Origin of the sequence: Solicola agrisoli, from assembly GCF_049059935.1 — a bacterium.
Taxonomy (GTDB): domain Bacteria; phylum Actinomycetota; class Actinomycetes; order Propionibacteriales; family Nocardioidaceae; genus JAURVT01.
The window spans coordinates 46591-72484 of the sequence record NZ_JBMGQR010000002.1 but is presented as its reverse complement, the minus strand read 5'-3'; the positions used below and the strand labels follow the sequence as shown (position 1 = coordinate 72484).

Here is a 25894-nt window from a genome sequence, read left to right as displayed (position 1 = left end):
TACCGTCTCGGGAGCCCTGTCCCGCCTGGCATGCTGGCCCCAGCACGTGCATCGCAGACCAGGAGGACGCCGGACGTGAGCAGCGAGACCGACACGTCGCCGCAGGTCGACGCACCCGCGGACGACGGCTCCGACCTCGTCCTGATGTGGGGGGTCGGCGCGGTCTCCGTCCGGGTCGGGATCGCCACCCCCACGCTGCGCACCTGGGAGCGCCGCTACGGCATCGGTCCCTCGCAGCGCACCGAGGGAGGTCACCGCCGGTACAACGACGAGGACGTCTCCCGCGTCCAGCTGATGGGTCGCCTCGTCACGCGCGGCGTCCCGCCGCAGGCCGCGGCACGCGTCGCCCTCTCGCTCGACCCCGACGGGCTCGCGAGCGCGCTCGTCGTCCCCGAGCAGTCCGACGCCGACGACCGCCTCGTCGCCGACGTCGCCCCGACCGTCGCGATCGAGGCCATCCTCGCCGCGGCCGAGGACCTCGACGCGCTCGGCCTCAGCCGCGTCTACTCCCGCACGATGTCCGAGATGGGCGTGGTCGACGCGTGGACGCGGGTGATCGCCCCGGCGCTGGGCACGGTCGGCGACCGGTGGTTCGACGGCACCCTGGGCGTCGACTCCGAGCACCTGGCCAGCGAGCGCCTCGCCTCCGAGCTGCGCACGGTCATCCGCAGCCGCCGACCCAACGACATGGGCGCGACGCCCGTCGTGCTCGCGAGCGCCGAGGACGACCAGCACGCGCTGCCGCTCCTGGCCGCCGAGGCGGCGCTGGCCGCCGACGGTGCCGCCTGCTACTCCCTCGGCGGTCGCCTGCCGGTGCAGGCCCTGACCGACATGGTGCACCGGGTGCGGCCCGGGGTGGTGTTCCTGTGGTCGTCGCTCGCCCGCCCGCGGGTCGACCACGCGTGGCGTGCGTTCGCGGACGTGACGTGGCCGCTGACGGTGCTCGTCGGCGGACCGGGGTGGTCCCAGGACGTCGTCGAGCGCTCCCACGACGACTTCCGCGTCGAGCTGGTGGACGACCTCGGCTCGGCCGTCGAGCGGATCACCGCCGTGACGCGCGCGGTCTGAGCGGCCGGTCAGCCCACGAAGGACGGCCGGCGGCCGATGGCCAGCTGGCTGACGCCGATGTACTCGGTGCGGAAGCCCGCCTCGCAGTAGGCGAGGTAGAACCGCCACATCTTGTGGAACACGTCGTCGAAGCCCAGCTGCGCGACCGCGCCGCGGCGCTCCTCGAACCGTGCACGCCACTGGCGCAGCGTCTCGGCGTAGTGGACGCCGAGGTCGCGGCGCTCCTGCACGTACAGGTCGGTGTGCTCGGCCAGCACCTCGTCGATCGCGGTGAGCGAGGGGATGAGGCCGCCGGGGAAGATGTACTTCTGGATCCAGCCGTAGGAGCGGCGCGTGGTGAGGTAGCGGTCGTGCGCCATGGTGATCGCCTGGATCGAGACCCGGCCGTTGGGCGCCAGCAGGCGGTCGATGGTGGAGAAGTAGGTGGGCCAGTACTCCTCGCCCACCGCCTCGATCATCTCGACGCTGAGGATGGCGTCGAACTCGCCGGTGACCTCGCGGTAGTCCTGGAGCCGCACCTCGACGCGGTCGCTCAGCCCGGCGGCGTCGATGCGCTCCTGGGCCAGCGCCGCCTGCTCGTGCGAGATCGTGATCGTGACGACCTGGGCGCCACGGGCGGCGGCGCGGATCGCGAGCGCCCCCCAGCCGGTGCCGATCTCGAGCACGCGGGTGCCCTCGCCCACCCGGGCGTAGTCGAGCATGCCGTCGATCTTGCGCTCCTGCGCCCGCTCGAGGTCGTCGTCCTCGTCGGCGAACCAGGCCGAGGAGTACGTCATCGTCGGGTCGAGGAACTCGGCGAACAGGTCGTTGGACAGGTCGTAGTGCGCCTGGATGTTGTCGCGGGAGCCCTCGACGGTGTTGCGGGTGCTGTGCGGGATCGCGGTGTCGACGAGCTTGCGGAACGCCTGCAGCGGACGGGGCACGAGGCTCGCCATCCGCGCCGCGAACGGCGAGAGCAGGTCGGCCAGGTCGGTGTGCTGCCCCTCGACCCAGTCGCCGGCCATGTAGGCCTCGCCGAAGCCCGAGCGGAAGTCGGCGGCCAGACGGGAGAAGAACTCGCGCGGACGCACGAGCAGCATCTCCGGCGCCGAGGCGCTGCCGGCGCCCCAGGTGGTGCCGTCGGGGAAGCTGACCCGCACCGGGAGGCCGGACACGGCCTGACGCACGATCGCCTCGGTGATCCGGGCCTTGGCCGGGACGTCGGGCACGCGCGCGACGTCGGGCCAGCGCTCGGGCGAGACGTCGGTGTAGGGGCTCAGCTCTGCGGTCACGTGACACCCTCCTGGTGGTCATGGGGACGGCGGGGCACGACGGGAAGTCGTCGCAACCACAGCCAGACGCCATGGATTCGTATCAGCAGGCTCACCCGATGGGTCATCAGGGGCTGCGAGATGAGCAGACGCACCAGGCGGCGCGTGCGCAGGGGACGCGGACGGCCGCGGAAGGTGGCGCTGAAGACGGCGTCACCGCCCTCGCCCTGCCGCAGCACGATCGTCGAGGACACCTGGTCCTCGCCGAGCCGGAACTGCAGGTCGTAGCGGCCGTCGACGGTGAAGAACGGCGAGACGTAGAACGCCTTGTCGGTGCTGCTGCGACCCTGCTCGTCGGGGCGCAGCAGGTACGCGTGCCGCTCGCCGTAGGTGTTGTGGACCTCGGCGACGATGCAGGCGAGCGAGCCGTCGGGGCGCAGGCACCAGAACACGCTGAGCGGGTCGAAGGTGTGGCCGAGCACGCGGGCGTTGGCCAGCATGAGCACCCGCCCGCCCGTGAGGTCGACGTCGTGCAGCGCGCAGTAGGCGTCGATGTTCTGGCGGATGGTGCGTTCGGGGTCGCCCATGTGGTCGCGGGCCGAGAACGACGAGAACGCGCGGAGCGGCCAGCGCAGGCGCGGGAGGTCGTCGACGTCGACGAGCCACTGGTAGACGCGGTAGTCGAATCGGTGACGCAGGGGCGTGCGCCGCGTGTGCCCGACCGTGCCCTCGACGAGGGCCGGCACCTGCGGCAGGGTGCCGAGGGCGGCGGTCGTGGCGCTCACCAGCGCGAGCCCCCGATGGCCTGCGCGGCGCGCACCCCCGAGCGGCAGCCGTCCTCGTGGAAGCCCCAGCCGTGGTACGCGCCGGCGAACGCGGTGCGTCCGGTGGTGACGGAGTCGAGCTCGCGCTGGGCGGCGACCGAGGCCGGCGTGTAGATCGGGTGCGTGTACTGCATCGTCGCGACGACGCTGGCGGGGTCGATGCGGTCGGTGGCGTTGAGCGTCACCAGGTACTGCTCGTCGCCGGGCAGGCCCTGCAGCTTGTTCATCCAGTACGTCACCTGGGTGCGCGCCTCGCGACGTCCGCCGTCGGTGCGGTAGTTCCAGGCGGCGCGGGCCTGCGGCGCGGTGGGCAGCAGGCTCGCGTCGGTGTGCAGGACGGTCTCGTTCTGGGAGTACTCGAACGCGCCCAGCACCCGCTTCTCGTCGGGCGTCGCGTCGGCGAGCAGCGCGAGCGCGTCGTCGGCGTGCGTGGCCAGCAGCACCTGGTCGTATCGCTGCGAGCCGCCGCGGGCGTCGTCGACGGTGACGCCGTCGGCGTCGCGCAGCACGCGGGTGGCGCCGGTCGAGCGACGGACGTCGGTGAGGGCCGCGGCGACCTTGTCGACGTACGTGCCCGAGCCGCCGACGACGGTGAACCACTGCGGGGAGTCACCGAGGCTCAGGAACCCGTGGTGCCGCAGGAACTCGAACAGGTAGCGGGCGGGGTACTCGAGCGCTATGTCGTGCCCCGACGACCACACGCACGACACCACGGGGATCGCGTAGTAGCTGGTGAAGTAGGAGCCGAACCGGTGCCGGCGCAGGAACTCGCCGTAGGTCAGGGAGTCGTCGCCGTCGGGGTCGTCGAGCAGCCTGCCGGCGAGCACCTGGAACCGCTTGACCTGGGCCAGCAGGGCGAGGAAGCGGGGGTCGGCCGCGCGGCGGCGCTGCGCGAAGATGCCCTTGGCGCCGCGTCCGCCCGCGTACTCCAGGCCGGTGCGGGTGCACTGGATGCTCATCGACATCTCGGTGGGGTGCACCTCGACGTCGAGCTCGTCGAACAGGCGGCGCAGGTACGGGTACGTGCGGTCGTTGTGGACGATGAAGCCCGAGTCGACGCCCATCGTGCCGGTGGGCGTGGCCACCTGGTGGGTGTGCGCGTGGCCACCGAGGCGGTCGTCGGACTCGAGCAGCGTGACGTCGTGGGTGTCGCGCAGCAGGTAGGCCGCCGTCAGGCCCGAGACGCCGGACCCGATCACCGCGACGCTGGGACGGGACCCCGTCGGGCTGCTGTCGTGCACCATCACACACTACCTACTTTTCTACTCACTTAGGACGAGAAACGACCCGCACGGATGACGCACCGGGGAGGGTGCGTCGTCCGTGCGGGTCCACCACACAACCACGTGTGTACTTCGCGCCCGCGGGGGGCGTGGATGGGTCCCTCAGGCGGCCAGGTCGGCGTCGGCGCGGGGGGTCTGCGCCGTGGCGGACGAGCCCTTGCGCGGGGGCAGGCCGAGCGTGAAGAGCTTCTTGGCGACACTGCCGATCTGCCTGGTCAGCGGGCCGGTGTTGTAGGTCAGGCCGTAGCGGTCGCAGATCTCGCGGACCTCCGGGGCGATCTGGGGGTAGCGGCGCGACGGGATATCGGGGAACAGGTGGTGCTCGATCTGGTGGCTCAGGTTGCCGGTGAGGATGTGGAAGACCTTGGAGCCCGAGATGTTGGCCGACCCCAGCACCTGGCGCAGGTACCACTGGCCGCGCGACTCGTTCTCGGCCGACTCCTCGCTGAACGTCTCGACGTCGGCCGGGAAGTGGCCGCAGAAGATCACGTTGAACGCCCAGATGTTGCGGACGATGTTGGCGCTGAAGTTCCCCGCCAGGGTGGAGAGGAAGAACGGGCCGGTCAGGGCGGGGAACAGGACGTAGTCCTTGAGCACCTGGCGGCGGATCTTCGCCAGGGTGCCCGCGTTGCGGGCCTTGACCTCGGCCCAGGTCTCCTCGCCCGACTGCAGCTTGTCGAGCTCGAGGTCGTGGAGCATCACGCCCCACTCGAAGATGAACATCAGGCCGAACGCCAGCAGCGGGTTGGCGAGGTAGACCGGGTGCCAGGGCTGGTCCTCGTCGATGCGCACCAGGCCGTAGCCGATGTCGCGGTCCTTGCCGTGGATGTTCGTGAACGTGTGGTGCTCGTAGTTGTGCGTCTGCTGCCAGCCCTTGGCCGGACCGACGATGTCCCACTCGAACTGCTTGGAGTTCAGTGCGGGGTCGTTCATCCAGTCGTACTGGCCGTGCATGACGTTGTGGCCGATCTCCATGTTGTCCAGGATCTTGGCCAGCGAGAGGCTCGCGACGCCCGCGAGCCAGGCCGGCGGGACGAACGGCAGGAACATCAGGGCGCGCCCGGCGATCTCCAGGCCGGACTGCACCTTGACCACCCTGCGGATGTAGTCGGCGTCCTCCTGGCCGAGGTCGTCCAGCACGCGCTGACGGATCGCGTCCAGCTCGGCCGCGAGCTCGTCGAGCTGCTCGTAGGTGAGGCGGTCCAGGCCGACGGTGGCGCGACGCGTCGGGTCGGTCTCGGAGACCAGGGGCTTGGGGCGCTCGTCGTGGGCGCTGGCGCTGGGCACGGGGCCCTTGCCGATGTTGAGCAGGGTGGTGAGCACGGGGCTGGTCCTTCCGTCGCGGGATGGAGGGGGAGTGAGGAGCTGGCTAGAGGGAGACGCAGACGTCGCCGACGGGCTTGTTGACGCAGATGCGGATGTCCTCGTCGGTGTCGGCGCGGACCTCGCCGGAGAGCACGTTGCGCACCGCACCGTGCTTCTTCCTGACGGTGCACGTGTGGCAGATGCCCCTGCGACAGCCGAACTCCGGCGTGAGACCGGCCTCCTCGGCCTGCTCCAGGATGGTGCGGCCGTCGTTGGGCACGTCGCGCCCGCTGAGGTCGAGCGACAGGGTCCCGGTCGCATCGGCGGCGTCGAGGTCGACCGAAGGGACCTTGAAGTACTCGACGGCGAGCATCTGCTCGGCCCCGGCCTCGGCGTAGACCTTGCGGACGGTCTCGATCAGGCCCGCTGGACCGCACGCCCAGGTGGGCGTGGTGGCCGGCTCGAGACCGAGGGCCTCCAGGTGCGCGGCGGTGAAGCGGCCCTGCAGGTCGCCCCGGCCGGGCTCGCGGGTGTAGACGCGACGCACGGTGGCCCAGGGGCAGGTGGCGGCGATCTCGTCGAGCTCGCCGCGGAAGATCTCGTCGTCCGGGGTGCGGGCGTAGTGCAGGAACGTCACCGGACGGTCGTGACCGACGTCGCGCAGGCTGCGGAGCATCGACATCACCGGGGTGATGCCGCTGCCGCCGCTCAGCAGCAGCAGGTCGTCGGGGACGACCTCGGGCAGCACGAACTCGCCCTCGGCCTCGGACAGGTAGACCCGGGTGCCCGGCGTCATCTGCCGGTGCAGGTACTGCGAGACGTAGCCGTCGTCGTGCGCCTTGACGGTGACGCTGAAGCGGCCGTCGGCGCGGGCGGTCGAGCTCGACACCGAGAAGCAGCGGATGCGGCGCTTGCCCTCGACCTCGACGCCGAACTGGACGTGCTGGCCCGGCCTGAAGCCGGTCCAGGCGTCGTTCGGGGCGAGCACGACGGTGCTGGCCGCGCCGGTCTCGTGGACGACCTCCGAGACGATGCCGCGCACCTGGTGCACCGTCAGCATCGGGTCGATCTGCTCCAGGAAGCGGTCGACGCCGTGCGGCGCGGTGAGGTGGTCGGCCAGGCGGGTCGCGAGCAGCCGCCGTGCCAGACCCCGGCGGGGGAGACGGTCGGTCGACATGGCTCGTCCTCCGGTGGTGGGGGCAGTGGGTCCAGAACCTACGGATGCGTAGGTACGTACCCCCTAAGTTACGGTGCCGTAGGTAGTGAGTCAACGGCCCGTGAGACGACCCACAGCCGTCGTCCGGCCCCTCAGGCGGGGCCGAGAGCGGCGTCGGCGAGCCGGTCGACGACGTCGTCGAACCACGCGTCGGCGTCCTGCACCGACCCGACGTAGTGGCCGGCCAGCTCGAACGAGACGGTGCCGACGACCGTCGTCCAGGCCAGCAGGACGGCGGTGACGACGTCGTCGGCGACGTCGCCCGCGTCCAGCCCGCGCTCCACCAGGGCGTCGCGGGCCGCGGCGGCGGTGCCGGCCAGGGCGTCGGGGACCGGTCGGCGGCCGGGCCGTCCGGCGTTGGCCTCGACGGCGATCGTCGCCAGCACGAGGACGACCCGCACGGCCGCGCGGACGGTGTCCTGCGGGGCGGCGTAGCCGATCACGGGCGAGCCGTAGACCAGGGCGTGGTCGTGCGGGTGGGCCAGCGCCCAGCCGCGCAGGGCGCGGCACGACGCCGTCCACCGGGCGCGGTGGTCCTGGCGGTCGGCGACGGCTGCGTCGGCGGTCTCCACGTGCTCGCCCAGCTCGTCGTAGGCCCGCACGATCAGGGCGGTGAGGAGGTCGTCGCGGCTCGCGACGTAGCGGTAGACCGCCGACGACACCATGCCGACGTCGCGGGCCACCGCCCGCAGCGACAGCCCGCCGGGCCCGACGGTCGCCAGCTGGCGGCGGGCCGAGGCGAGGATCTCCTCGGTGATCTCCACGCGGGCTCGGGCGCGGGCGGTGCGGGGGGCGTCGGTCACGGGACCGATCCTGCCCGTTCACGAGAGCACTGGCAAGAAACGAGAGCACTGCTCTTGACCACAGATGGCGAAGGTGGGAGTCTCGAGACAGCAGAGAGCACCGCTCTCGTTCCTGAACGGAGAATCCCATGTCCGATCGTCACGTCGTCGTCGGAGCCGGCCCGGTGGGCCGCGAGGTCGCCACGCAGCTCGCCGCGTCCGGCCGGGAGGTGGTGGTGCTGACCCGCTCGGGTCGCGACACCGGCATCGCCGGCGTCAGCCACGAGGCCGTCGACGCCTCGGACCCCGTCGCCCTGCGTGAGCGGGTCGAGGGCGCCGTCGCGCTCTACAACGCCGCGAACCCCGTCGACTACACGACCTGGGAGCAGCTGTGGCCGCCGCTCGCGGCGTCGCTGCACCAGGTGGCCGAGCAGACCGGCGCCGTGCTCGCGATCACCGGCAACCTGTACCCCTACGGCCCCGTCGACCGTCCGATGGTCGAGGGCATGCCCGACGCGGCCACCGACCACAAGGCCGTGCTGCGCAGCCGGATGTGGGCCGACGCGCTCGCCGCGCACCGGGCGGGACGGATGCACGCCTTCGAGGTGCGGGGCTCGGACTACGTCGGCACCGGCGTCGGGACCAACGGGCACGTGTCGCGCGTGCTGCCCGCGGCGCTGCAGGGCAAGGACGTCCGGGTGCTCGGCGACCCCGACCAGCCGCACTCCTTCACCGACGTCCGCGACGTGGCGCGCACGCTCGTGGCGGTCGTCGACCGGCCCGAGGCCTGGGGACGCGTCTGGCACGTGCCCACCAACCCGCCCCGCACGCAGACCGAGGCCGTCAACGACGTGCTCGCCGCGGTCGGCAAGCCCGCGGTGCGCGTGCGCGCGATCCCGCGTCCGATCACCTGGGCGGCGGGCAAGGTGGTGCCGATGATGCGCGAGCTCGAGGAGCTGCGGTACCAGTGGACGCGTCCGTACGTGCTCGACTCGTCGGCGGCGCAGGCCGAGCTGGGCCTGGCGCCCACGCCGTGGGACGAGGTGTGCCGCCGCACCGCGGTGCAGCCCTGAGCTACGGCAGCTGCTCCATCAGGTCGCCGAGGTCGTCCATCCGGTCCTCGACCTCGGTGCGGTGCACCTGCTCGAGGTCGGAGTCCAGCTCGTCCCAGGTGCGGGGCATCGCGACGGTGGCGCGCTCGCGACCGCGCAGCGAGTACGGCGTCACGGTGGTCTTGGCCGGCGTGTTCTGGCTCCAGTCCAGGAGCACCTTGCCCTTGCGGATGTCGCGCTTCATGTTCGACAGCACCAGGTCGCGTCGCTCGGACTCCAGCGACGTCGCCAGCTCCTGGGCGTAGCCGCGGAACGTCAGGCCGTCGCGCTGCTGCCCGTCCGAGGCGTAGAGCTGCATGCCCTTGCTGCCGCTCGTGACCGGCACCACCGTGAAGTCGTCGGCCTCCAGCCGCTCGCGCACCAGGTGCGCCACCTCGACGCACTCGGCCAGCCCCGCGGGCTCGCCGGGGTCGAGGTCGATGACGAGGCGGTCGGGGGAGTGGACGCCGCCGCGCGGGCCGACCGTCCACTGCGGGGTGTGCAGCTCGAGCGCCGCGAGGTTGGCCGCCCAGATCAGGCCGGCCCGGTCCTCCAGGATCGGGTAGGTGACCTGCTCGCGGTCGCGGCTGCTGCCGGGGGAGTCCAGGACCACGGTGCGCAGCCAGTCCGGGGCGCCCCGCGGGACGTTCTTCTCGAAGAACGAGCCCTTGCCCGTGCCGTCGGGCCAACGCTTGCGGGTGGCCGGACGGCCGGCGAGCTGGGCGAGGATCGCGTCCGCCACGACCAGATAGTGGTGCATCACGTCCGACTTGGTCGTACCGTCAGCGGGGAACAGCACCTTGTCGAGGTTGCTCACGCGCAGCGTGGTGCCCTCGACGTCGACGGTCGTGCGGTCGGCGGACGGCATGCCCCAGTGTGGCACCAGGGAGACACGATGCGCGCGATGTGGAAGGGCTCGGTCGCCTTCGGGCTGGTCAGCGTCCCGGTGAGCCTCTACACGGCCACGGGCAGCCACGACATGAAGTTCCACCAGGTCAGGGCCTCGGACGGCAGCCGCGTCCGGTACCGCCGCGTGGCCGAGGCCGACGGCGAGGAGGTCGAGTACAGCCAGATCGCCAAGAGCATCGAGGTGGGCGGCGAGCAGATCGTGCTCACCGACGACGACCTCGACCAGCTGCCGCTGTCGAGCAGCAAGGAGATCGAGATCGGCGAGTTCGTGCCCGCCGAGTCGATCGACCCGATGTGGCTCGACAAGAGCTACTACCTCGAGCCCGACCCCAAGGCGATCAAGCCCTACGTGCTGCTGCGCGAGGCCCTGACGCGCACCGAGCGCGTCGCCGTCGTCACCGTGGCGCTCCGCCAGCGCGAGTCGATGGCCGTGCTGCGCGTGCGCGACAAGGCGATCGTCCTGCAGACCATGCTGTGGCCCGACGAGGTCCGCGAGGCCGCGTTCGACGTGCTCGACACCGAGGTCGAGCTCAAGGCCAAGGAGGTCCAGATGGCCGACGCGCTCGTCGAGAGCCTGGCCACCGACTTCGACCCCACCCAGTACGAGGACCACTACGCCGAGGCCGTCCAGCAGCTCGTCACCGCCAAGATCGAGGGTGGCGAGGTGATCCGCCGCGAGGTGGACGAGAAGGACGACGGCGAGGTCATCGACCTGATGGCGGCGCTGCGCAAGAGCATCGACGGGTCCAAGTCGTCGGGGTCGGACGGGGCGAAGAAGGCCCCCGCCAAGAAGGCCCCGGCGAAGAAGACCCCCGCCAAGAAGGCGGCGGCCAAGAAGGCCCCGGCGAAGAAGACGGCGGCCAAGAAGACCGCGGCGAAGAAGACGGCGTCGAAGCAGGCCAGGTCGGCCTAGCCGGTCGTTGCGCCGCGCACCTTGGTTTCGGGGGTGGGCGAGCGGGTAGGGGATGGCATCACCCCGTGCACCCGACTCGAGGAGACCCCCTGTGAGAGCACGTCGAACCCCCGTGGCCATGGTGGCCGCGGCATTCCTGGGCCTCGGCCTCGTCGCCCCCACCACGGCCGCCACCGCGGCCGCCGAGGACGACACGCTGAAGGCGACCGAGAAGATCCGCAAGGCCGTGAGCGCGAAGTCGCTCACCGCCCACCTCACGCAGCTGGACGCGGCCGCCAAGCGCTACGGCGATCGCGCCGCCGGCACCGAGGGCTACGACGCGGCGGGCAGGTACGTCGAGTTCAAGCTGCGCGAGGCCGGCTACAAGCCCACGCGCCAGTACTTCGACTTCGAGTTCGAGGAGGTGCAGAAGCAGGAGGTGACCGTCGGCGGTGCGGCCGTCGAGGCCATCCCGGCGACCTACTCGCCGAGCACGCCCACCGGTGGTGTGAGCTCGACGCTGGCGGTGCCGACGACGCCGCTCGGGTGCGACGCCGCCGCCTACGCGGGCTCCGACGTCGCCGGCAAGATCGTCGTCGTCAACCGCGGTGAGTGCCCCTTCGGGCAGAAGGCCACCGTGGCCAAGGCCGCCGGCGCCGCGGCCGTCCTGATCGCCAACAACGAGGCGGGTCCGCTCAACGCGACGCTCGGCGACCCCGCCGGGGACTACGCGCCGGCGCTCGGCATCACCCAGGCCGAGGGCCAGCGCCTCGCCGGCCTGGTGGGCACGGCGGCCACCGTCGACCTGCAGGTGCTGCGCGAGACCCGCCGGACGTTCAACGTCATCGCCGAGACCAAGGGCGGCGACGAGGACAACGTCGTGATGCTCGGTGCCCACCTCGACGGCGTCGAGGACACCGTCGCGGCCAACGACAACGGCACCGGCGCCGCCGCGGTGCTCGAGACCGCGCTGCAGCTGCCCAAGCAGAAGGGCCTCAAGAACAAGGTCCGCTTCGCGTTCTGGGGCGCCGAGGAGCTGGGCCTGATCGGCTCGACCGAGTACGTGAACGACCTGGTCGAGACCGACCCGGCCGCGCTGGACGACATCGCGACCTACCTGAACTTCGACATGCTGGGCTCGCCCAACTGGGTCACGTCGGTCTACGACGCCGACCAGTCGACGTACGAGTCGACCGTCCCGATCCCGGCCGGCTCGATCGAGACCGAGAACGCGTTCCGCTCGTACTTCAAGGCCACCAAGCAGCCGGTCGTCGACACCGAGTTCTCGGGCCGCTCGGACTACCAGGCGTTCATCGAGAACGGCGTCGCTGCGGGCGGTGTCTTCAGCGGGGCCGACGGCACCAAGACCGAGGCCGAGCAGCAGCTGTTCGGCGGCACGGCCGGCCTGACCTACGACCCGAACTACCACACGGCCAAGGACGACCTCGCCAACGTCAACACCAAGGCGCTGCACGTCCACGGCGACGCGGTGGCGCACCTGACGCTGACGCTCGCCCGCAGCACCCGCATCATCGACGTGCCGAACCCCGAGGCTCGCACGTTCTCGGCCAAGAAGAAGGTGGCCTACGGGCTGCCCGACGGGGTCGAGCGCCGCTGACCCGTCCCGCACCGCACGCGCCGCCCTCCTCGGACTACCCGAGGAGGGCGGCGACGGTGATGACGACGGGCACCGACAGCACCGTCGTCGCGAAGATCGCGTCCCGGCTCAGCGCGACGCCCCGGTCGTAGCGGGTGGCGTAGACGAAGATGTTCTGGGCGGTCGGCAGCGCCGCCAGCACGGTGACGGCGAACAGCGAGGCGCCGTCGGCGTCGAACACGAAGCGGGCGATCGCCCACGCCGCCGTGGGCTGCACGACGAGCTTGAGCACCGTGATCATCGCGATCCGCCAGGCCGAGCCGCCGGCGCCCGGCTTGGGGCCGAGCCGCAGCGAGATGCCGTAGGCGACGAGCACGCCGGGCACCGCCATGCCGCCGACGAGCGACAGCGGGTCGTCCACGACGGGCGGCAGGGTGGCGTCGGTCGCGGAGAGCACGACACCGAGGATCGAGCCCAGCGTGAGCGGGTTGGTCAGCGGCGTGAGCACCGCCCGGTACCAGGAGCGACCGGCCCGGCCCGACGAGTCGAGCAGCACGATGGCGATCGGCTGGATCACCACGAGCTGCAGCAGCAGGAGCGGCGCGACGAGCGCGGCGTCGCCCAGCACGTAGGCGGCCACCGGGATGCCGAGGTTGCCGGCGTTGGCGTACGACGCCGACAGCGCGCCGATCGTCGCCTCACCCCGGTCGCTGCGCCACACGAGGCGGTCGACGAGCACGTACAGCCCGACGGTCAGCACCACCGCCAAGGCCAGCGCGGCGGCGTCGAGGGAGAACACGGCCCCGACGTCGCTGCCGGCGAGCACGGTGACCAGGAGCGCGGGGTTGGCGACGTAGAACGCCACCCGCGACAGCACCTGCTGGGCCGCGAGGTCCACCACCCCGAGGTGCGCGAGGAGGAACCCGGTGCCGATGACGAGACCGAGGGTCGAGAACCCCAGCAGCACGTCACCCACGGCCCCACCCTGTCGCACCGCGGCCGGGGACGTGACCTCGGGCCCGACCGCCGCCTGAGGCGACGTGCGGCGCCGACGACCACCGTGTGCCTATCGTCGGAGACGTGCTCATCACCAACCACGTCCTGGCCGGTGCGCTGATCGGGACGGCGGCGCCGGGGCCGGTGTCCGCGTTCGCGATGGGGGTGGCGTCCCACGTCGCGATGGACGTGGTGCCGCACTGGGGCAACGAGGAGATCTTCGTGCCGGTGGCCGTGGTCGACGGGCTGGTCGGCGCCACGGCGATGGCCGCCGTCGCCGCACGGGCACCGCGCGACCGTCGGCTGGCCGTCGTCGCCGGCATGGTCGGTGCCTGCCTGCCCGACGCCGACAAGCCCAGCACGATGTTCTTCGGCCGCTCGCCGTTCCCCGCGGCGGTGGACGCCTGGCACAAGCGCATCCAGCGCGAGTCGCCCCGTCGGCTCGTCCAGGAGCCGGTGGTGGCGCTCGCCGGTGCTCTGATCCTGCGGCGGGTGTGGCGGGGGCTACGGAGCCACTGAACCGGCCCCGTGGTCGTCGAGGTCCGAGCTGTTCAACGCGTCAGCCGCTGATGCGTTGCACAACCCGGACGTCGACGGCACGGGGGACAGGCTCTGGGGGACCGGCTCAGGCGCGGCTCTTGGCGAGGGCGAGCCAGGTGTCGACGACGGTGTCGGGGTTGAGGGACATCGACTCGATGCCCTGGTCGAGGAGCCACTGGGCCATGTCGGGGTGGTCGCTGGGGCCCTGGCCGCAGATGCCGACGTACTTGCCGGCCTCGCGACACGCGGTGATGGCGCGCTCGAGCATGAACGAGACGGCGGGGTCGCGCTCGTCGAAGGAGCCCGCGACGAGCGAGGAGTCGCGGTCCAGGCCGAGGGTCAGCTGCGTCATGTCGTTGGACCCGATCGAGAAGCCGTCGAAGTGCTCGAGGAACTCCGAGGCCAGGATCGCGTTGGACGGCACCTCGCACATCATGATCACCTGCAGGTCGTTCTCGCCGCGCACCAGGCCGTGCTCGCCGAGCAGCGAGATGACGCCCTCGGCCTCGGCCACCGTCCGGACGAACGGGATCATGATCTTGACGTTCGTCAGGCCCATCGTGTCGCGCACGTGGCGCAGGGCCTCGGCCTCCATCGCGAAGCAGTCGACGAAGTCCGGCGACAGGTACCGCGAGGCTCCGCGGTAGCCGATCATCGGGTTCTCCTCGTGCGGCTCGTAGAGCTCGCCGCCGACGAGGTTGGCGTACTCGTTGGACTTGAAGTCGCTCATCCGCACGATGACGGGGTTGGGCGCGAACGCCGCGGCGATCATCGAGACGCCCTCGGCGACGCGCTGGACGAAGAAGTCGCGCGGGCTGGGGTAGGCGGCGATCGTCTGCTCGATCTCGCCCTTCAGCGGCTGCTCGAGGGTGTCGAGCTCGAGCAGCGCCTTGGGGTGGATGCCGATCTGGCGGTTGATGATGAACTCGAGGCGCGCCAGGCCGACGCCGGCGTTGGGCAGCCGCGAGAACGCGAACGCCTGCTCGGGCGTGCCGACGTTCATCATGATCTTGGTGCCGACCTCGGGCATCTCCTCGAGCTCGGTCTCGGTGACGGAGAAGTCGAGCAGGCCCTCGTAGACGAACCCGGTGTCGCCCTCGGCGCACGAGACGGTGACCTCGCGACCGTCGGCCAGGGTGCGGCTCGCGTCGCCCGTGCCGACGACGGCGGGGATGCCGAGCTCGCGGGCGATGATCGCGGCGTGGCAGGTGCGTCCGCCGCGGTTGGTCACGATGGCGGCGGCGCGCTTCATGATCGGCTCCCAGTCGGGGTCGGTCATGTCGGCGACGAGCACGTCGCCCTTGTTGAAGTCGTGCATCTGGTCGATCGAGTCGAGCACCCGGACGGCCCCCGCCCCGATCTTCTGGCCGATCGCCCGACCCTCGACGACGACCTCGCCGCGCTCCTTGATCGAGAACCGCTCCTGGACGCCGGTGGCCCGCGACTGCACGGTCTCGGGACGGGCCTGCAGCACGTACAGCTGCCCGTCGTTGCCGTCCTTGCCCCACTCGATGTCCATCGGGCGGCCGTAGTGCTCCTCGATCGTGAGCGCGTGGCGGGCCAGCTCCTCGACCTCGTCGTCGGTCAGGCTCAGCAACGGACGCTCGGCCTCGTCGGTGTCGACGAACTCGGTCGTGCGGCCCACCTCGGGGTCGTCGGTGTAGACCATCTTGATCAGCTTGGAGCCCACGCCGCGCTTGAGCACCGCCGGACGTCCGGCGCGCAGGGCAGGCTTGTAGACGTAGAACTCGTCGGGGTTCACCGCGCCCTGGACGACGGCCTCGCCCAGTCCGTACGACGAGGTGATGAAGACGGCGTCGGTGAAGCCCGACTCGGTGTCCATCGTGAACATGACGCCCGACGCGCCGACGTCGGAGCGCACCATCTGCTGCACGCCCGCCGACAGCGCCACCGACGCGTGGTCGAAGTCGTGGTGGACGCGGTAGGCGATCGCGCGGTCGTTGTAGAGCGAGGCGAACACCTCGCGGATGGCGTGCAGCACCGCGTCGATGCCGCGGACGTTGAGGAACGTCTCCTGCTGGCCGGCGAACGAGGCGTCGGGGAGGTCCTCGGCGGTGGCCGAGGAGCGCACGGCGAACGACCGCTCCTCGTCGCCGTCGACCAGACGCTCGTAGGCGCTGCGGACGTCGGCCTCGAGCTCGGGCGGGAACGGCTGCGCGACGACCAGCTCGCGGATCTGCTTGCCGACCTCGGCGAGCCGGCGGACGTCGTCGGTGTCGAGGCCCGTCAGCTCGCCGTCGATGCGCTCGGCCAGCCCCGTGTCGCCGATGAAGCGGCGGAACGCGTCGGCCGTCGTCGCGAACCCGTCGGGGACGTTGACGCCGAGCGACGACAGGTTGCCCACCATCTCGCCGAGCGAGGCGTTCTTGCCCCCGACCTGCTCCAGGTCGGCCATGCCGATCTCCTCGAACCAACGCACGTTCTCGGTCATGACGCTCTCCGCTTCTTCGTCTGCAGGATGATCGTGGACATCTCCTCGACCGACTTGGTCGAGGAGTCGATGACGGGCAGGCCGTTGGCCTCGTACATGGCCTTGGCCCGGCGCAGCTCGTAGGTGCACTGCTCGAGCGAGGAGTACCTGGACGACGGGCGCCGCTCGTGGCGGACCGCCGAGAGCCGAGACGGCGAGGTGACGATGCCGAAGCACTTGTCGGCGAGCTCGCGGATCGGGCGGGGGAGGTCGGTGGTGTCGAAGTCCTCCTCCACGATCGGGTAGTTCGCGACGAACAACCCGTGCTGCAGCGCGAGGTACATGGTCGTGGGGGTCTTGCCGCAGCGCGACGGCGCGACGAGGACGACGTCGGCCTTCTCGAGCGCCCGCAGGCTCTGGCCGTCGTCGTGCTCGATCGCGTACTCGATCGCCTGCATCCGGCTGTTGTAGCGCTGGATGTCGCCCACGCCGTGCAGGCGCGAGGCCTCCCGCCTGCCGGCCACGCCGAGCACCTGCTCGACGCGCTCCATGTGCAGCTCGAAGAAGTCGATCACCGTGCACCGGGTGCGGTGCAGCGCGACGCGGATGTCGTCGGCGGCCGCGGTGGCGAACACGAGCGGCTCGGGCCCGCCGGCGTCCAGCGCCGCGTCGAGGCGCTCCACGACCCGTTCGGCCTCCTCGGTGGAGGAGATGAACGGGATGACCGTGCGGTCGAACAGCAGGTCGGGGAACTGGATGAGCAGGGCGTTGCCCATCGTCTCGGCGCTGATGCCCGTCGAGTCGGACAGGAAGAACACCGGGACGGCGCTCGCGTCTGCCGGGGTCTGCGACACGGGCAGCACCTCCAGGGGTCGACGGGGTGCTCGACCGTACCGCGTCCACGCCCCGGCGCACGTGGGCCGCGTCACGCCGACGGGCGGGAAGGGTGCGACGTCGGTGTGCGCTGCACCTCACATGACGACTCTTGGACACAGCGACATCGACGTCTTCGGCCTCGCGCTGGGGACGAACACCTTCGGCTGGACCTCCGACGAGGCGGCCTCCCACGCCATCCTCGACGCGTTCGTCGACGGCGGCGGCAACCTGCTCGACACCGCGGACGTCTACTCCGCGTGGGCCGACGGCCACACCGGCGGCGAGTCCGAGGCCGTCATCGGCTCGTGGCTGGCGCGGACCGGCCGTCGGGACGACGTCGTCATCGCCACCAAGGTCGGCCAGCACCCCGCCAACCAGGGCCTGGGCGCCGACACCGTCCGCGCCGCGGTGGACGCGTCCCTCGGCCGTCTTCAGACCGACGTCGTCGACGTGCTCTACGCGCACTACGACGACGCCGACACCCCGCTCGTGGAGACCCTCGGCGCCTTCCAGGGCCTGGTCGAGGCGGGCAAGGTCCGCGAGGTCGCGATCTCCAACTACGAGCCCGCGCGCGTCCGCGAGTGGCTCGCCACCGCCGACGCCGAGGGCTTCCGCGCCCCGGTCCTGCTCCAGCCGCAGTACAGCCTGCTGCACCGGCAGGAGTTCGAGGCCGAGCGTCGTCAGATCGCGCTCGACCACGACCTCGCCGTCACCCCGTACTGGGTGCTCGCGAGCGGCCTGCTCACCGGCAAGTACCGCACCCGCGCCGATGTCGAGGGCCGGGCCCGCTCGAGCATGGTCCAGGGCTACGTCAGCGACGCCGCGTTCGACGTCGTCCGCGTGCTCGACGACGTCGCGACCGAGGTCGGCTCGCAGCCGGCCACCGTCGCCCTGGCCTGGACGCGCCTGCAGCCGGGCGTCACCGCCCCGATCGCCAGCGCCAGCAGCCTGGACCAGCTGCAGCCGCTGCTCGACTCGGTCACGCTCGAGCTCGACGACGACCAGCTCGCGCGGCTCACCAAGGCGTCGGACGCCGTCGGCGCCTGACGCCGGGGGTGCTCGCCGGCAGGCACCGACGGACGCTCACCGAGACCCGAGCACGGCCGCCGACCCTTCCCGCCGCGTACGACCTGGGTCGTCCGCGGTGCGTCAGTAGCCGCGGCCGGGGTTCATCAGGCCGTCGGGGTCGAAGGCGGCCTTGACCCGGTGCATGAGGGCGATCTCGGCGTCGCCGTACATCTCGGGGACGAACGGGAGCTTGAGGCTGCCGATGCCGTGCTCGCCGCTGACGGTGCCGCCGAGGTCGATCGCGGCGCGGACGATGGCCGCGAAGGCCTGACGGGCGCGCTCGCGCTCGGCGTCGTCGGCGGGGTCGTAGATGAGCGTGGGGTGCAGGTTGCCGTCGGCGGCGTGGCCGAACGTGCCGACGGTGACGTCGTGCTCGGCGGCGATCTTCGCGATCGCGGCGACCATGTCGGGCAGCAGACCGACGGGCACGCCGACGTCGTCGAGCAGGATCGAGCCCTGCTTCTCCAGCGCGGGCAGGGCCATGCGTCGGGCGTTCATCAGCTCGGCGCCCTCGGCGCGGTCGTCGGTGCGGAACACCTCGGTGGCGCCGTGCGCGGCGGCGACCTCCTCGCAGACGGCGGCCTCGGCCGACGCGGCGGGCCCGTCGCAGGTGATGAGCAGGACCGCCTCGGCGTCAGCGTCGATGTCCATGCCGGTCATGGCGTTGACGGCGGCGATGGTGGTGCGGTCCATCAGCTCCATCGCCGACGGGGTGGTGCGGGCGGTGGTGGCGACGACGGCCTGGACGGCGGCGTCGACGGTGGCGAACATGGCCACCAGCGTCGACTCGTCCTCGGTGACGGGCTTGAGCCACACGGTGGCCTCGACGACGACGGCCAGCGTGCCCTCGGAGCCGATGAGCAGGCTGGTGAGGTCGAGGCCGGTGACGTTCTTGCGGGTGGCGCCGCCGGTGCGCACGACGGTGCCGTCGGGCAGCACGGCCGTCAGCGCGGCGACGTGGTCGGCGGTCACGCCGTACTTGCAGCAGGTCATGCCGCCGGCGTTGGTGGCGATGTTGCCGCCGATGGAGGAGATGTCGCGGCTGCCGGGGTCGGGGGTGTAGCGCAGGCCGTGCTCGGCCGCGGCCCGGCCGAGGTCGGCGTTGATGACGCCGGGCTGGACGGTGGCGGTGCGGCGGGCGGGGTCGACGGACAGGATCCGGTCCATCCCGGCCACGGAGAGCAGGATGCAGCCGTCGGAGGCGTTCGCGCCGCCCGCGAGGCCCGAGCCGGCGCCGCGGGTGACCACGGGGACGCCGTGGGCGGTGGCGGTGCGCAGCGTGGCGACGACGTCCTCGACCGACGTCGCGCGGACGACGGCCAGGGGGGTGCCGACGTCGGCGATCGGGCTCTGGTCACGGCTCCAGGGAGCGGTCAGGTCGGGGTCGGTGACCACCTTGGGGCCCAGCACACGACCCAGCTCGGCGACGGCGTCTGATGACATGCGTGGGCCTCCTGTGACGAGCGTGACGTGAGGTGACCATCCTCCCACCCGGTCGAGCTGGTCGTTTCTCCTCCGAACGGACGATCCAGCACCGATGATTGACCAGTGAGCGTCGCCCCCGTCCGGTTGCACCCGGCCCCGGCCTGGACCGTCCTGGGCCTGATGCCCGTCCTCGTCGGCTCGTTCGCCCTCACCCGCAGCCCGGTGGTGGCCGCCCTCGTCGTCGTGCTCGCCCTCTCCTCGGCGTGGGTCGGCGGCAGCCGCCACCTGGTGTCCCCGCTGCTGCGGTGGTCGCTGTTCTCGTGCGCGCTCGCGTTCAGCGCCTCGGAGGCCGTGCGCCAGGTCGGCCTCGGTCTCGACGACCGCCCGCCAGCGTTCGTCGTCCTGCAGGCCGGGCTCGCGATCGCGGCCTACCTGCTCGGCCTGGTCTTCGTCGCGGTGATGGTCCGTCAGGTGGCCCATCGCGCGGGGCTCGTGATCTGGCTCGACGCCGCGATCATCGCCACCGGCGCCATCATCGTCGCCTGGCGCTACGTCGTGACGCCGGCCGTCGCGAGCGGTGGCGACGTGGCCGCCGCGGCCCTGCAGATGGTCTACGTCGGCTTCGACGCGCTCATCCTCGGTCTCGTCGTCCAGCTGACCGTCCGCCGGGTCGCCCGGATGCCCGCGTTCTGGATGCTCCTCGTCGGCTTCGTGTGCGTGCTCGTCAGCAACCTCGCCCGTGGCCTGACGTTCGCGGGCCTGGTCACCGACGCGCCGGTGCTGGCGCTGGAGGGGGCGTCCATCGCGGCGTTCTGCCTGCTGGCCGCGATGAGCCTCCACCCGTCCGTCGCCGACCTGCGGGCCGAGCCCGTCGACGACTCCGTGCACGCCCGTCCCGCCCGTCTGACGATCTCGTACCTCGCGCTCGTCGCGCCCACGGTGGTGCTGGTCGAGGACCAGGCCGGCGGTGGGCTCGAGCTGCACCTGCGCACCGCGCTGTACCTCCTCCTCGTCACCGCCGTGTTCGGACGGATGGCGCTGGCCGCGTCCCGGCTCGTGCGGCTGCAGAGCGCCACCAAGCACCGCGCCGACCACGACGAGCTGACCGGCCTGCTCAACCGCGCCGCCACGCTCCACGCCCTGCAGCGACGCATGGCGATGGACGAGCGCGACCTGCACGTCCTGTTCATCGACGTCGACCACTTCAAGCGGGTCAACGACACCTGGAGCCACGCGGCGGGCGACGCGGTGCTCCAGGAGGTGGCACGTCGGCTCGGCGCGGCGTGCGGGGACGAGGCCGTCGTCGGACGGGTCGGGGGCGACGAGTTCGTCGTCGGCTGCCACGAGGAGCCGCTGGCGCTGGCCGAGCGCGTCCGGGCGGCGTTCGGCCGGCCGTTCACGCACGACGGCGAACGGCTCACGGTGACCTGCTCGATCGGCGTCGCCAACCAGGGACGCGGCGACGTCGATGCCCTCGTGGCCGACGCCGACGTCGCGATGTACGCCGCCAAGGCCGCCACCCGCAACTCCGTGCGCCGGTTCGCCGACGCCGACCGGGCGCCGCTGGCGCTCGAGTCGCACCTGCGTCAGGAGCTCGACGGCGCGCTGGACCGCGGCGAGCTGGAGGTGCACCTGCAGCCGCTCGTCGACGCCCTCGACGACCACGTCAGCGGGTACGAGGCGCTGCTCCGCTGGCGCACCCGCGACGGCGTGCAGGTGCCGCCCGACCAGTTCGTGCCCGTGGCCGACGCGGCCGGGCTGATGGAGGGCATCGGGGCGTGGGTGCTCGTCGAGGCGTGCGCCCACCTCGCGCGGCTGCGCGAGCACAGCGGCGGCGACGAGTTCGTCAGCGTCAACCTCACCGCCCGCCAGCTCGCCGACCCGGCCCTCCCGCAGGCGGTCGAGCACGCGCTCGGTGCGCACGGGCTGCCCCCGCAGGCCCTGTGGCTCGAGCTCACCGAGTCGTCGATGGTGCGCGACCCCAGCGGCACGGACGCCAACGTGGCCGTGCTGCAGGCGGCGGGGGTCGTCATCGCCCTGGACGACTTCGGCACCGGCTTCGCCTCGCTGGCCCACCTGCACGACATCGCCTGCCAGGTGGTGAAGATCGACCGCTCCTTCGTCTCGCGCCTCGACCACCCGGACGCGGACGGCGCCATCGTCGTCTCGATCGTCGCGATGGCCCACGCGCTGGGTCTGACCGTCGTGGCCGAGGGCGTCGAGACGCCCGCACAGACCCAGCGGCTGCAGCACCTCGGCGTCGACTACCTGCAGGGGTACCTGTTCGGACGCCCCACCTCGGTCCGGGCGATCCTGGACCAGGCGGGCGTGACGCACCGCTCGGAATCCTCGACCCCGCACGGTCGTTCCACAGATGACGGGCCAGCCTTGACGGGCTCGGCTACGAACCACCGATGACCTCCCGCACACCACTCCTGAGGAGCAGCCCCATGGCCACGGCCACGCTCAAGATCTCCGACCGCTGCGACGCCTGCGGCGCCCAGGCCTTCGTCATGACGAGGTCGCAGAAGGGGCTCGAGCTGAAGTTCTGCGCCCACGACTACCGCAAGAACGAGGACGCCCTCAAGGCCTCCGCCGCCCGCGTCGTCGCCGACGACCGCCACCTGATCAACGCCTCGCCCTCGGTCTCGGCCAACGCCGAGTAGAGCCGGCACCACGACGAAGACGCCTTCCGTCGCGATGTCGGCGCGTCTCCCATGGCCGACCCACGGCAAGTCCGCCTGCGCCGGGCACATGAGCAGCTGCTGGCCGCAGACGGCCGGATGACGACGGTCAGCACCATCGCGGTCGGTCCGGGATCCTGAAGCTCGGGCGCTTCGCGGCCGCCCACCGGAAGGCGTTCGGCGATTCACCGTCCGAGACCTGAACCCTGGGACCTGACCCCCACGATGCGGTCACGTCGCGACGGGTCGCCGGACGGCAAGTGCGCGTAGGGTGAAGGTCTCTCCCTCGGGCCCGGCGAACGGTGGTTCCCATGAACGGTTTGAGTCTCGGGATCCCCGGGGTCGGCGAGGTCAGCCCAGGAACTCACTTCTGTGCGCTGTACTCAGGCCAGATCGAGCGCGACCGATTGCTGTACCCGTTCCTCGAGGAGGGGTTGCGGCAGGGCGACAAGTGTCTGGTGCTGGTCGACGACGTCGAGCCGGCGCTGGTCCGGGACCGGGCCGTCGGACGACCCGGCCCGGATCACTCCCGTCGATCGGCGTCGCTGGACGTCGAGCGAACGTCGGACGCCTACCTCCGAACCGGTGAGTTCACGGTCGAGGACATGACGATGTTCCTCTCCGACAGCATGGACGCGGCGATCGAGGACGACTTCGATCTGCTCCGAGCCGCGGGGGAGATGTCGTGGGTGCTGCCCCGACCTGGCGACCTGGATGCGTTGTTCCGCTACGAGTCGGGTCTCAACCGTCTCGTCGAGGAAGCGCCCATGCTCCTCGTCTGCTTCTACGACCTGCAGAAGTTCGGCGCCGACATGCTCGTCGAGGTGCTCCGCACCCACCCCAACGTGCTCCTGGACCGTACGGTCAAGGACAACCCCCACTACCTGGATCCGACGGAGTACCTGGGCCCGGTCCATGCACCCACAGCCCCACGCTTCCCGCTCGTGAAGCTGGGTGGGGACGGCGAGGACGGGACCACCTCCCGATGGGTCTCGCTCACCCAGGCTGAGCTGCGGGTCGTCTCGAGCGTTGCCGACGGCAGGACGAATCGCAGCATCGCCGAGGAGCTCTGCCTCTCCCACCACACCGTGGATGCCCACCTGAAGCACATCTACCTGAAGCTGGACATCCATTCGCGCGTCGAGCTGACTGTGCTGGCGATGCATCAGCGCACCTCGATCCGATAGGCGACGCGCCTCTTCGAGGTGCACCCGTTCACGGGATGCAAGCCGGTCACGCACCTCACAAGCATGGGCGTGCGACGTGCTCCATGGCTGTCGTCCCGTCGCGGCCGTCGGCCGAGACGTCGCCCCTTGGATGAAGGAGTTCAACCATGCTGACCAAAGCATTGCTCGTCCGTCTCGAAGCACTGCCCGGCAAGGAGGAGGAACTCGCCGAGTTCCTGACCCAGGCCCGGTCGATCGTCCTGGAGGAGCCAGGGACCGTGGCGTGGTTCGCCCTGCGGTTCGGCCCGTCGACCTTCGGTGTCTTCGACGTGTTCCCCGACGACGAAGCCCGGGACGCGCACCTGGCCGGCGGTGTGGGCCAGGCACTCGGACCCAACACCGGCGTCCTGTTCAGCGAGCCGCAAGTCGAGCGGATCGACCTGCTCGCCGACAAGATCCCTGCCTAGGCCTCGGGTCGGTGCCGACCGCCCGGCCGAAGCACCCGTTCACGGGATGCGAGGTGCCGCGGGTTCCGAGAAGCATCGGTGGCACGAGCTTCTCGACGAACGGAGTGGTCATGGGCAGGGCAGTCGGCATCGACCTGGGAACGACGAACTCGGTGATCGCGGCGACCGAAGGCGGTCAGCCGCAGGTCGTCCCCAACGCGGAGGGCAACCGCACCACACCGTCGGTGGTCGCCTTCCTCGAGAACGGAGAGCGGCTGGTCGGCCAGATGGCCCGACGGCAAGGGATCCTGAACCCGAAGGGGACGATCTACTCCGCGAAGCGCTTCGTCGGCCACAGGTACGACGAAGTCAGCAGCGAGATGACGGGCGTCTCCTTCGACGTGGTTGCCGGCCCTGACGGCGCCGCGCGCTTCGAGGTCGGCGGCAAGCTCTACGCACCCGAGGAGATCTCGGCGCAGGTGCTGCGCAAGCTGGTCGACGACGCCGGCAAGTTCCTCGGCGAGCGGGTCACCGAGGCGGTCATCACCGTCCCGGCGCACTTCAACGACGCGCAGCGGCAGGCCACCAAGGACGCCGGGAAGATCGCCGGACTCGAGGTCCTCCGGATCATCAACGAGCCGACGGCGGCCGCGCTGGCCTACGGGATGGACAAGCTCGAGAACGAGACCGTGCTGGTCTTCGACCTCGGTGGCGGCACGTTCGACGTGAGCATCCTGACCGTCGGAGACGGCGTCGTCGAGGTGCGGTCGACGGCGGGGGACACGCATCTCGGTGGCGACGACTTCGACCGCCGCATCGTCGACTACCTGGCCGACGACTTCAAGAAGTCCCACGGCATCGACCTGCGCGAGGACGCCCAGGCGCTCCAGCGACTCTTCGAGGCCGCCGAGAAGGCCAAGGTCGAGCTGTCCGCGGTCACCCAGACCGCGGTCAACCTGCCGTTCGTCACGGCGGACGCCTCGGGGCCCAAGCACCTCAACGTCAACCTGATGAGGTCCACGTTCGAGCAGCTCACCTCAGACCTCGTCGACCGCTGCCTCGGCCCGGTCGAGCAGGCCATGGTGGACGCAGGAGTCACCGCCGACGACCTCGACGAGGTCATCCTGGTCGGCGGGTCCAGCCGGATCCCGTCCGTCCAGGCGCTGGTGCGCCGCCTGACCGGCGGCAAGGACCCGAACATGACCGTCAACCCGGACGAGGTGGTGGCGATCGGCGCGGCGGTCCAGGCGGCGATCATCAAGGGCGACGTCAAGGACGTGCTGCTGCTCGACGTCACGCCCCTCTCGCTGGGCCTGGAGACGATGGGCGGGGTGATGACCAGGGTCATCGAGCGCAACACCACCATCCCGGCCCGGCGCACCGAGGTCTTCAGCACCGCCGAGGACGACCAGTCCGCGGTCGACGTCGTCGTGCTCCAGGGAGAGCGGGAGCGGGCGGTGGACAACCGCGTCCTGGCCAGGTTCCGGCTGGAGGACATCCGTCCCGCTCCACGTGGCGTGCCCCAGGTCGAGGTGACCTTCGACATCGACGCCAACGGGATCCTGCACGTCTCGGCGCGCGACAAGGACACCGGTGTCGAGCAGCAGGTGACCATCAGCGAGACCTCCACCCTCAGCCAGGATGAGGTCGACCGGATGATCACGGACGCCGAGACCCACCGCGCTGACGATTCCGCGCTGCGTGAGCGGGTCGATGCCCGCAACGAGCTCGACTCGGTCGCGTACCAGGTGCGCAAGGCCCTGGACGATGCCGGCGCCTCGGTGGCTGAGCACGACCGCGCTCGTGCCGAGATGCTGGTCGAGGAGGCCCGCCAGGCCATCGACGGCGACGAACCCGTGGATCGCCTCCGCGCGCTGACCGGAGAGCTCCACCAGCTCAGCCAGGTGCTCGGTGCCGCATCCCGCAGCGGCGCTCCGGGGTCAGCCGGGTCGGCGAGCGCCACGGACGAGTCGTCCGAGAGCGACGACGACGTCATCGACGCCGAGTTCACCACTCACTGACGGCCATGTCCGAGCACGAGGTAC

General features: G+C 71.3%; 22 protein-coding genes. 11 read left to right on the top strand and 11 right to left on the bottom strand.

The features are described from left to right. The first annotated feature begins 75 nt into the window (after positions 1 to 75). The gene (locus tag ACI6PP_RS01430; protein WP_421108432.1) at positions 76 to 1068 is read left to right on the top strand and encodes a MerR family transcriptional regulator; all 993 of its coding nucleotides are present in this window, start codon (positions 76 to 78) and stop codon (positions 1066 to 1068) included. An 8-nt stretch (positions 1069 to 1076) separates the two neighbouring features. On the opposite strand, the gene ACI6PP_RS01425 is transcribed toward ACI6PP_RS01430, so the two are convergent. The 6 genes from ACI6PP_RS01425 to ACI6PP_RS01400 form a co-directional block, all read right to left on the bottom strand. Then, positions 1077 to 2339: a class I SAM-dependent methyltransferase gene (locus ACI6PP_RS01425; RefSeq protein ID WP_421108430.1), complete on the bottom strand. Its 1263-nt coding sequence runs from the start codon at positions 2337 to 2339 to the stop codon at positions 1077 to 1079. Further along, complete coding sequence (locus tag ACI6PP_RS01420) at positions 2336 to 3103, bottom strand: DUF1365 domain-containing protein (RefSeq protein WP_421108428.1); 768 nt, start codon at positions 3101 to 3103, stop codon at positions 2336 to 2338. Before ACI6PP_RS01420 ends, ACI6PP_RS01425 begins: the two co-directional genes overlap by 4 nt. Further along, a complete protein-coding gene (locus tag ACI6PP_RS01415; RefSeq protein ID WP_421108427.1) occupies positions 3100 to 4383 on the bottom strand; it encodes an NAD(P)/FAD-dependent oxidoreductase in 1284 nt (427 codons plus the stop codon). The genes ACI6PP_RS01420 and ACI6PP_RS01415 overlap by 4 nt, the downstream gene beginning before the upstream one ends. Before the next feature lie 144 nt (positions 4384 to 4527). Further along, entirely contained in the window at positions 4528 to 5748 is a 1221-nt protein-coding gene (locus ACI6PP_RS01410; RefSeq protein WP_421108425.1) for a fatty acid desaturase family protein, read from the bottom strand. A 46-nt stretch (positions 5749 to 5794) separates the two neighbouring features. Continuing rightward, positions 5795 to 6907: a ferredoxin reductase gene (locus ACI6PP_RS01405; RefSeq protein ID WP_421108424.1), complete on the bottom strand. Its 1113-nt coding sequence runs from the start codon at positions 6905 to 6907 to the stop codon at positions 5795 to 5797. 131 nt (positions 6908 to 7038) lie between these two features. Then, complete coding sequence (locus ACI6PP_RS01400) at positions 7039 to 7749, bottom strand: TetR/AcrR family transcriptional regulator (protein ID WP_421108423.1); 711 nt, start codon at positions 7747 to 7749, stop codon at positions 7039 to 7041. Between the two features lie 128 nt (positions 7750 to 7877). On the opposite strand from ACI6PP_RS01400, the gene ACI6PP_RS01395 reads away from it, so the two are divergent. Beyond that, positions 7878 to 8801: an NAD-dependent epimerase/dehydratase family protein gene (locus tag ACI6PP_RS01395; RefSeq protein WP_421108421.1), complete on the top strand. Its 924-nt coding sequence runs from the start codon at positions 7878 to 7880 to the stop codon at positions 8799 to 8801. Position 8802: 1 nt separating this feature from the next. Here the strand turns inward: ACI6PP_RS01395 and ligD are convergent, their stop codons facing one another. Continuing rightward, entirely contained in the window at positions 8803 to 9687 is an 885-nt protein-coding gene (gene ligD, locus ACI6PP_RS01390) for a non-homologous end-joining DNA ligase (protein ID WP_421108419.1), read from the bottom strand. A 27-nt stretch (positions 9688 to 9714) separates the two neighbouring features. Here ligD and ku point away from each other — a divergent pair, with 27 nt between their 5' ends. Continuing rightward, on the top strand, positions 9715 to 10641 hold the full coding sequence (ku, locus tag ACI6PP_RS01385; RefSeq protein ID WP_421108417.1) for a non-homologous end joining protein Ku: 927 nt from the start codon (positions 9715 to 9717) through the stop codon (positions 10639 to 10641). A 91-nt stretch (positions 10642 to 10732) separates the two neighbouring features. Beyond that, a complete protein-coding gene (locus ACI6PP_RS01380; protein ID WP_421108416.1) occupies positions 10733 to 12238 on the top strand; it encodes a M28 family peptidase in 1506 nt (501 codons plus the stop codon). 34 nt (positions 12239 to 12272) lie between these two features. On the opposite strand, the gene ACI6PP_RS01375 is transcribed toward ACI6PP_RS01380, so the two are convergent. Then, positions 12273 to 13193: an AEC family transporter gene (locus ACI6PP_RS01375; RefSeq protein WP_421108414.1), complete on the bottom strand. Its 921-nt coding sequence runs from the start codon at positions 13191 to 13193 to the stop codon at positions 12273 to 12275. Between the two features lie 104 nt (positions 13194 to 13297). Between ACI6PP_RS01375 and ACI6PP_RS01370 the strand changes: the two genes are divergently transcribed. Next, positions 13298 to 13732: a hypothetical protein gene (locus ACI6PP_RS01370; RefSeq protein ID WP_421108412.1), complete on the top strand. Its 435-nt coding sequence runs from the start codon at positions 13298 to 13300 to the stop codon at positions 13730 to 13732. A 106-nt stretch (positions 13733 to 13838) separates the two neighbouring features. On the opposite strand, the gene ppsA is transcribed toward ACI6PP_RS01370, so the two are convergent. Together ppsA and ACI6PP_RS01360 are read right to left on the bottom strand one after the other, a co-directional pair. Beyond that, positions 13839 to 16205, bottom strand: a complete 2367-nt coding sequence (gene ppsA, locus ACI6PP_RS01365) for a phosphoenolpyruvate synthase (protein ID WP_421108410.1) — start codon at positions 16203 to 16205, stop codon at positions 13839 to 13841. Next, positions 16202 to 17038 carry a pyruvate, water dikinase regulatory protein gene (locus ACI6PP_RS01360; protein ID WP_421108409.1) on the bottom strand — a complete coding sequence of 279 codons (837 nt, stop codon included), beginning with the start codon at positions 17036 to 17038 and terminating at the stop codon, positions 16202 to 16204. The genes ppsA and ACI6PP_RS01360 overlap by 4 nt, the downstream gene beginning before the upstream one ends. Positions 17039 to 17159: 121 nt before the next feature. Between ACI6PP_RS01360 and ACI6PP_RS01355 the strand changes: the two genes are divergently transcribed. After that, positions 17160 to 18107, top strand: a complete 948-nt coding sequence (locus ACI6PP_RS01355) for an aldo/keto reductase (protein WP_421108407.1) — start codon at positions 17160 to 17162, stop codon at positions 18105 to 18107. Between the two features lie 102 nt (positions 18108 to 18209). Here ACI6PP_RS01355 and ACI6PP_RS01350 read toward each other — a convergent pair whose 3' ends face one another. Beyond that, a complete protein-coding gene (locus tag ACI6PP_RS01350) occupies positions 18210 to 19571 on the bottom strand; it encodes an FAD-binding oxidoreductase (RefSeq protein WP_421108406.1) in 1362 nt (453 codons plus the stop codon). Positions 19572 to 19676: 105 nt separating this feature from the next. Here ACI6PP_RS01350 and ACI6PP_RS01345 point away from each other — a divergent pair, with 105 nt between their 5' ends. The 5 genes from ACI6PP_RS01345 (at position 19677) to dnaK (ending at position 25870) form a co-directional block, all read left to right on the top strand. Beyond that, entirely contained in the window at positions 19677 to 21971 is a 2295-nt protein-coding gene (locus ACI6PP_RS01345) for a putative bifunctional diguanylate cyclase/phosphodiesterase (protein WP_421108404.1), read from the top strand. Positions 21972 to 22003: 32 nt separating this feature from the next. Next, entirely contained in the window at positions 22004 to 22219 is a 216-nt protein-coding gene (locus ACI6PP_RS01340) for a DUF7455 domain-containing protein (protein ID WP_421108402.1), read from the top strand. Positions 22220 to 22548: 329 nt separating this feature from the next. Beyond that, the gene (locus tag ACI6PP_RS01335) at positions 22549 to 23424 is read left to right on the top strand and encodes an MEDS domain-containing protein (RefSeq protein ID WP_421108401.1); all 876 of its coding nucleotides are present in this window, start codon (positions 22549 to 22551) and stop codon (positions 23422 to 23424) included. Positions 23425 to 23570: 146 nt separating this feature from the next. Continuing rightward, a complete protein-coding gene (locus ACI6PP_RS01330) occupies positions 23571 to 23870 on the top strand; it encodes a putative quinol monooxygenase (protein ID WP_421108399.1) in 300 nt (99 codons plus the stop codon). A 110-nt stretch (positions 23871 to 23980) separates the two neighbouring features. Next, positions 23981 to 25870: a molecular chaperone DnaK gene (gene dnaK / locus ACI6PP_RS01325; RefSeq protein ID WP_421108397.1), complete on the top strand. Its 1890-nt coding sequence runs from the start codon at positions 23981 to 23983 to the stop codon at positions 25868 to 25870. Positions 25871 to 25894: the final 24 nt, after the last annotated feature.

Coding starts and splice junctions, on each gene's coding strand:
- dnaK (WP_421108397.1), top strand. CDS start 23,981: ATGGGCAGGGCAGTCGGCATCGACCTGGGAACGACGAACTCGGTGATC.
- ACI6PP_RS01330 (WP_421108399.1), top strand. CDS start 23,571: ATGCTGACCAAAGCATTGCTCGTCCGTCTCGAAGCACTGCCCGGCAAG.
- ligD (WP_421108419.1), bottom strand. CDS start 9,687: ATGCCGTCCGCCGACCGCACGACCGTCGACGTCGAGGGCACCACGCTG.
- ACI6PP_RS01350 (WP_421108406.1), bottom strand. CDS start 19,571: ATGTCATCAGACGCCGTCGCCGAGCTGGGTCGTGTGCTGGGCCCCAAG.
- ACI6PP_RS01405 (WP_421108424.1), bottom strand. CDS start 6,907: ATGTCGACCGACCGTCTCCCCCGCCGGGGTCTGGCACGGCGGCTGCTC.
- ACI6PP_RS01395 (WP_421108421.1), top strand. CDS start 7,878: ATGTCCGATCGTCACGTCGTCGTCGGAGCCGGCCCGGTGGGCCGCGAG.
- ACI6PP_RS01355 (WP_421108407.1), top strand. CDS start 17,160: ATGACGACTCTTGGACACAGCGACATCGACGTCTTCGGCCTCGCGCTG.
- ku (WP_421108417.1), top strand. CDS start 9,715: ATGCGCGCGATGTGGAAGGGCTCGGTCGCCTTCGGGCTGGTCAGCGTC.
- ACI6PP_RS01340 (WP_421108402.1), top strand. CDS start 22,004: ATGGCCACGGCCACGCTCAAGATCTCCGACCGCTGCGACGCCTGCGGC.
- ACI6PP_RS01335 (WP_421108401.1), top strand. CDS start 22,549: ATGAACGGTTTGAGTCTCGGGATCCCCGGGGTCGGCGAGGTCAGCCCA.
- ppsA (WP_421108410.1), bottom strand. CDS start 16,205: ATGACCGAGAACGTGCGTTGGTTCGAGGAGATCGGCATGGCCGACCTG.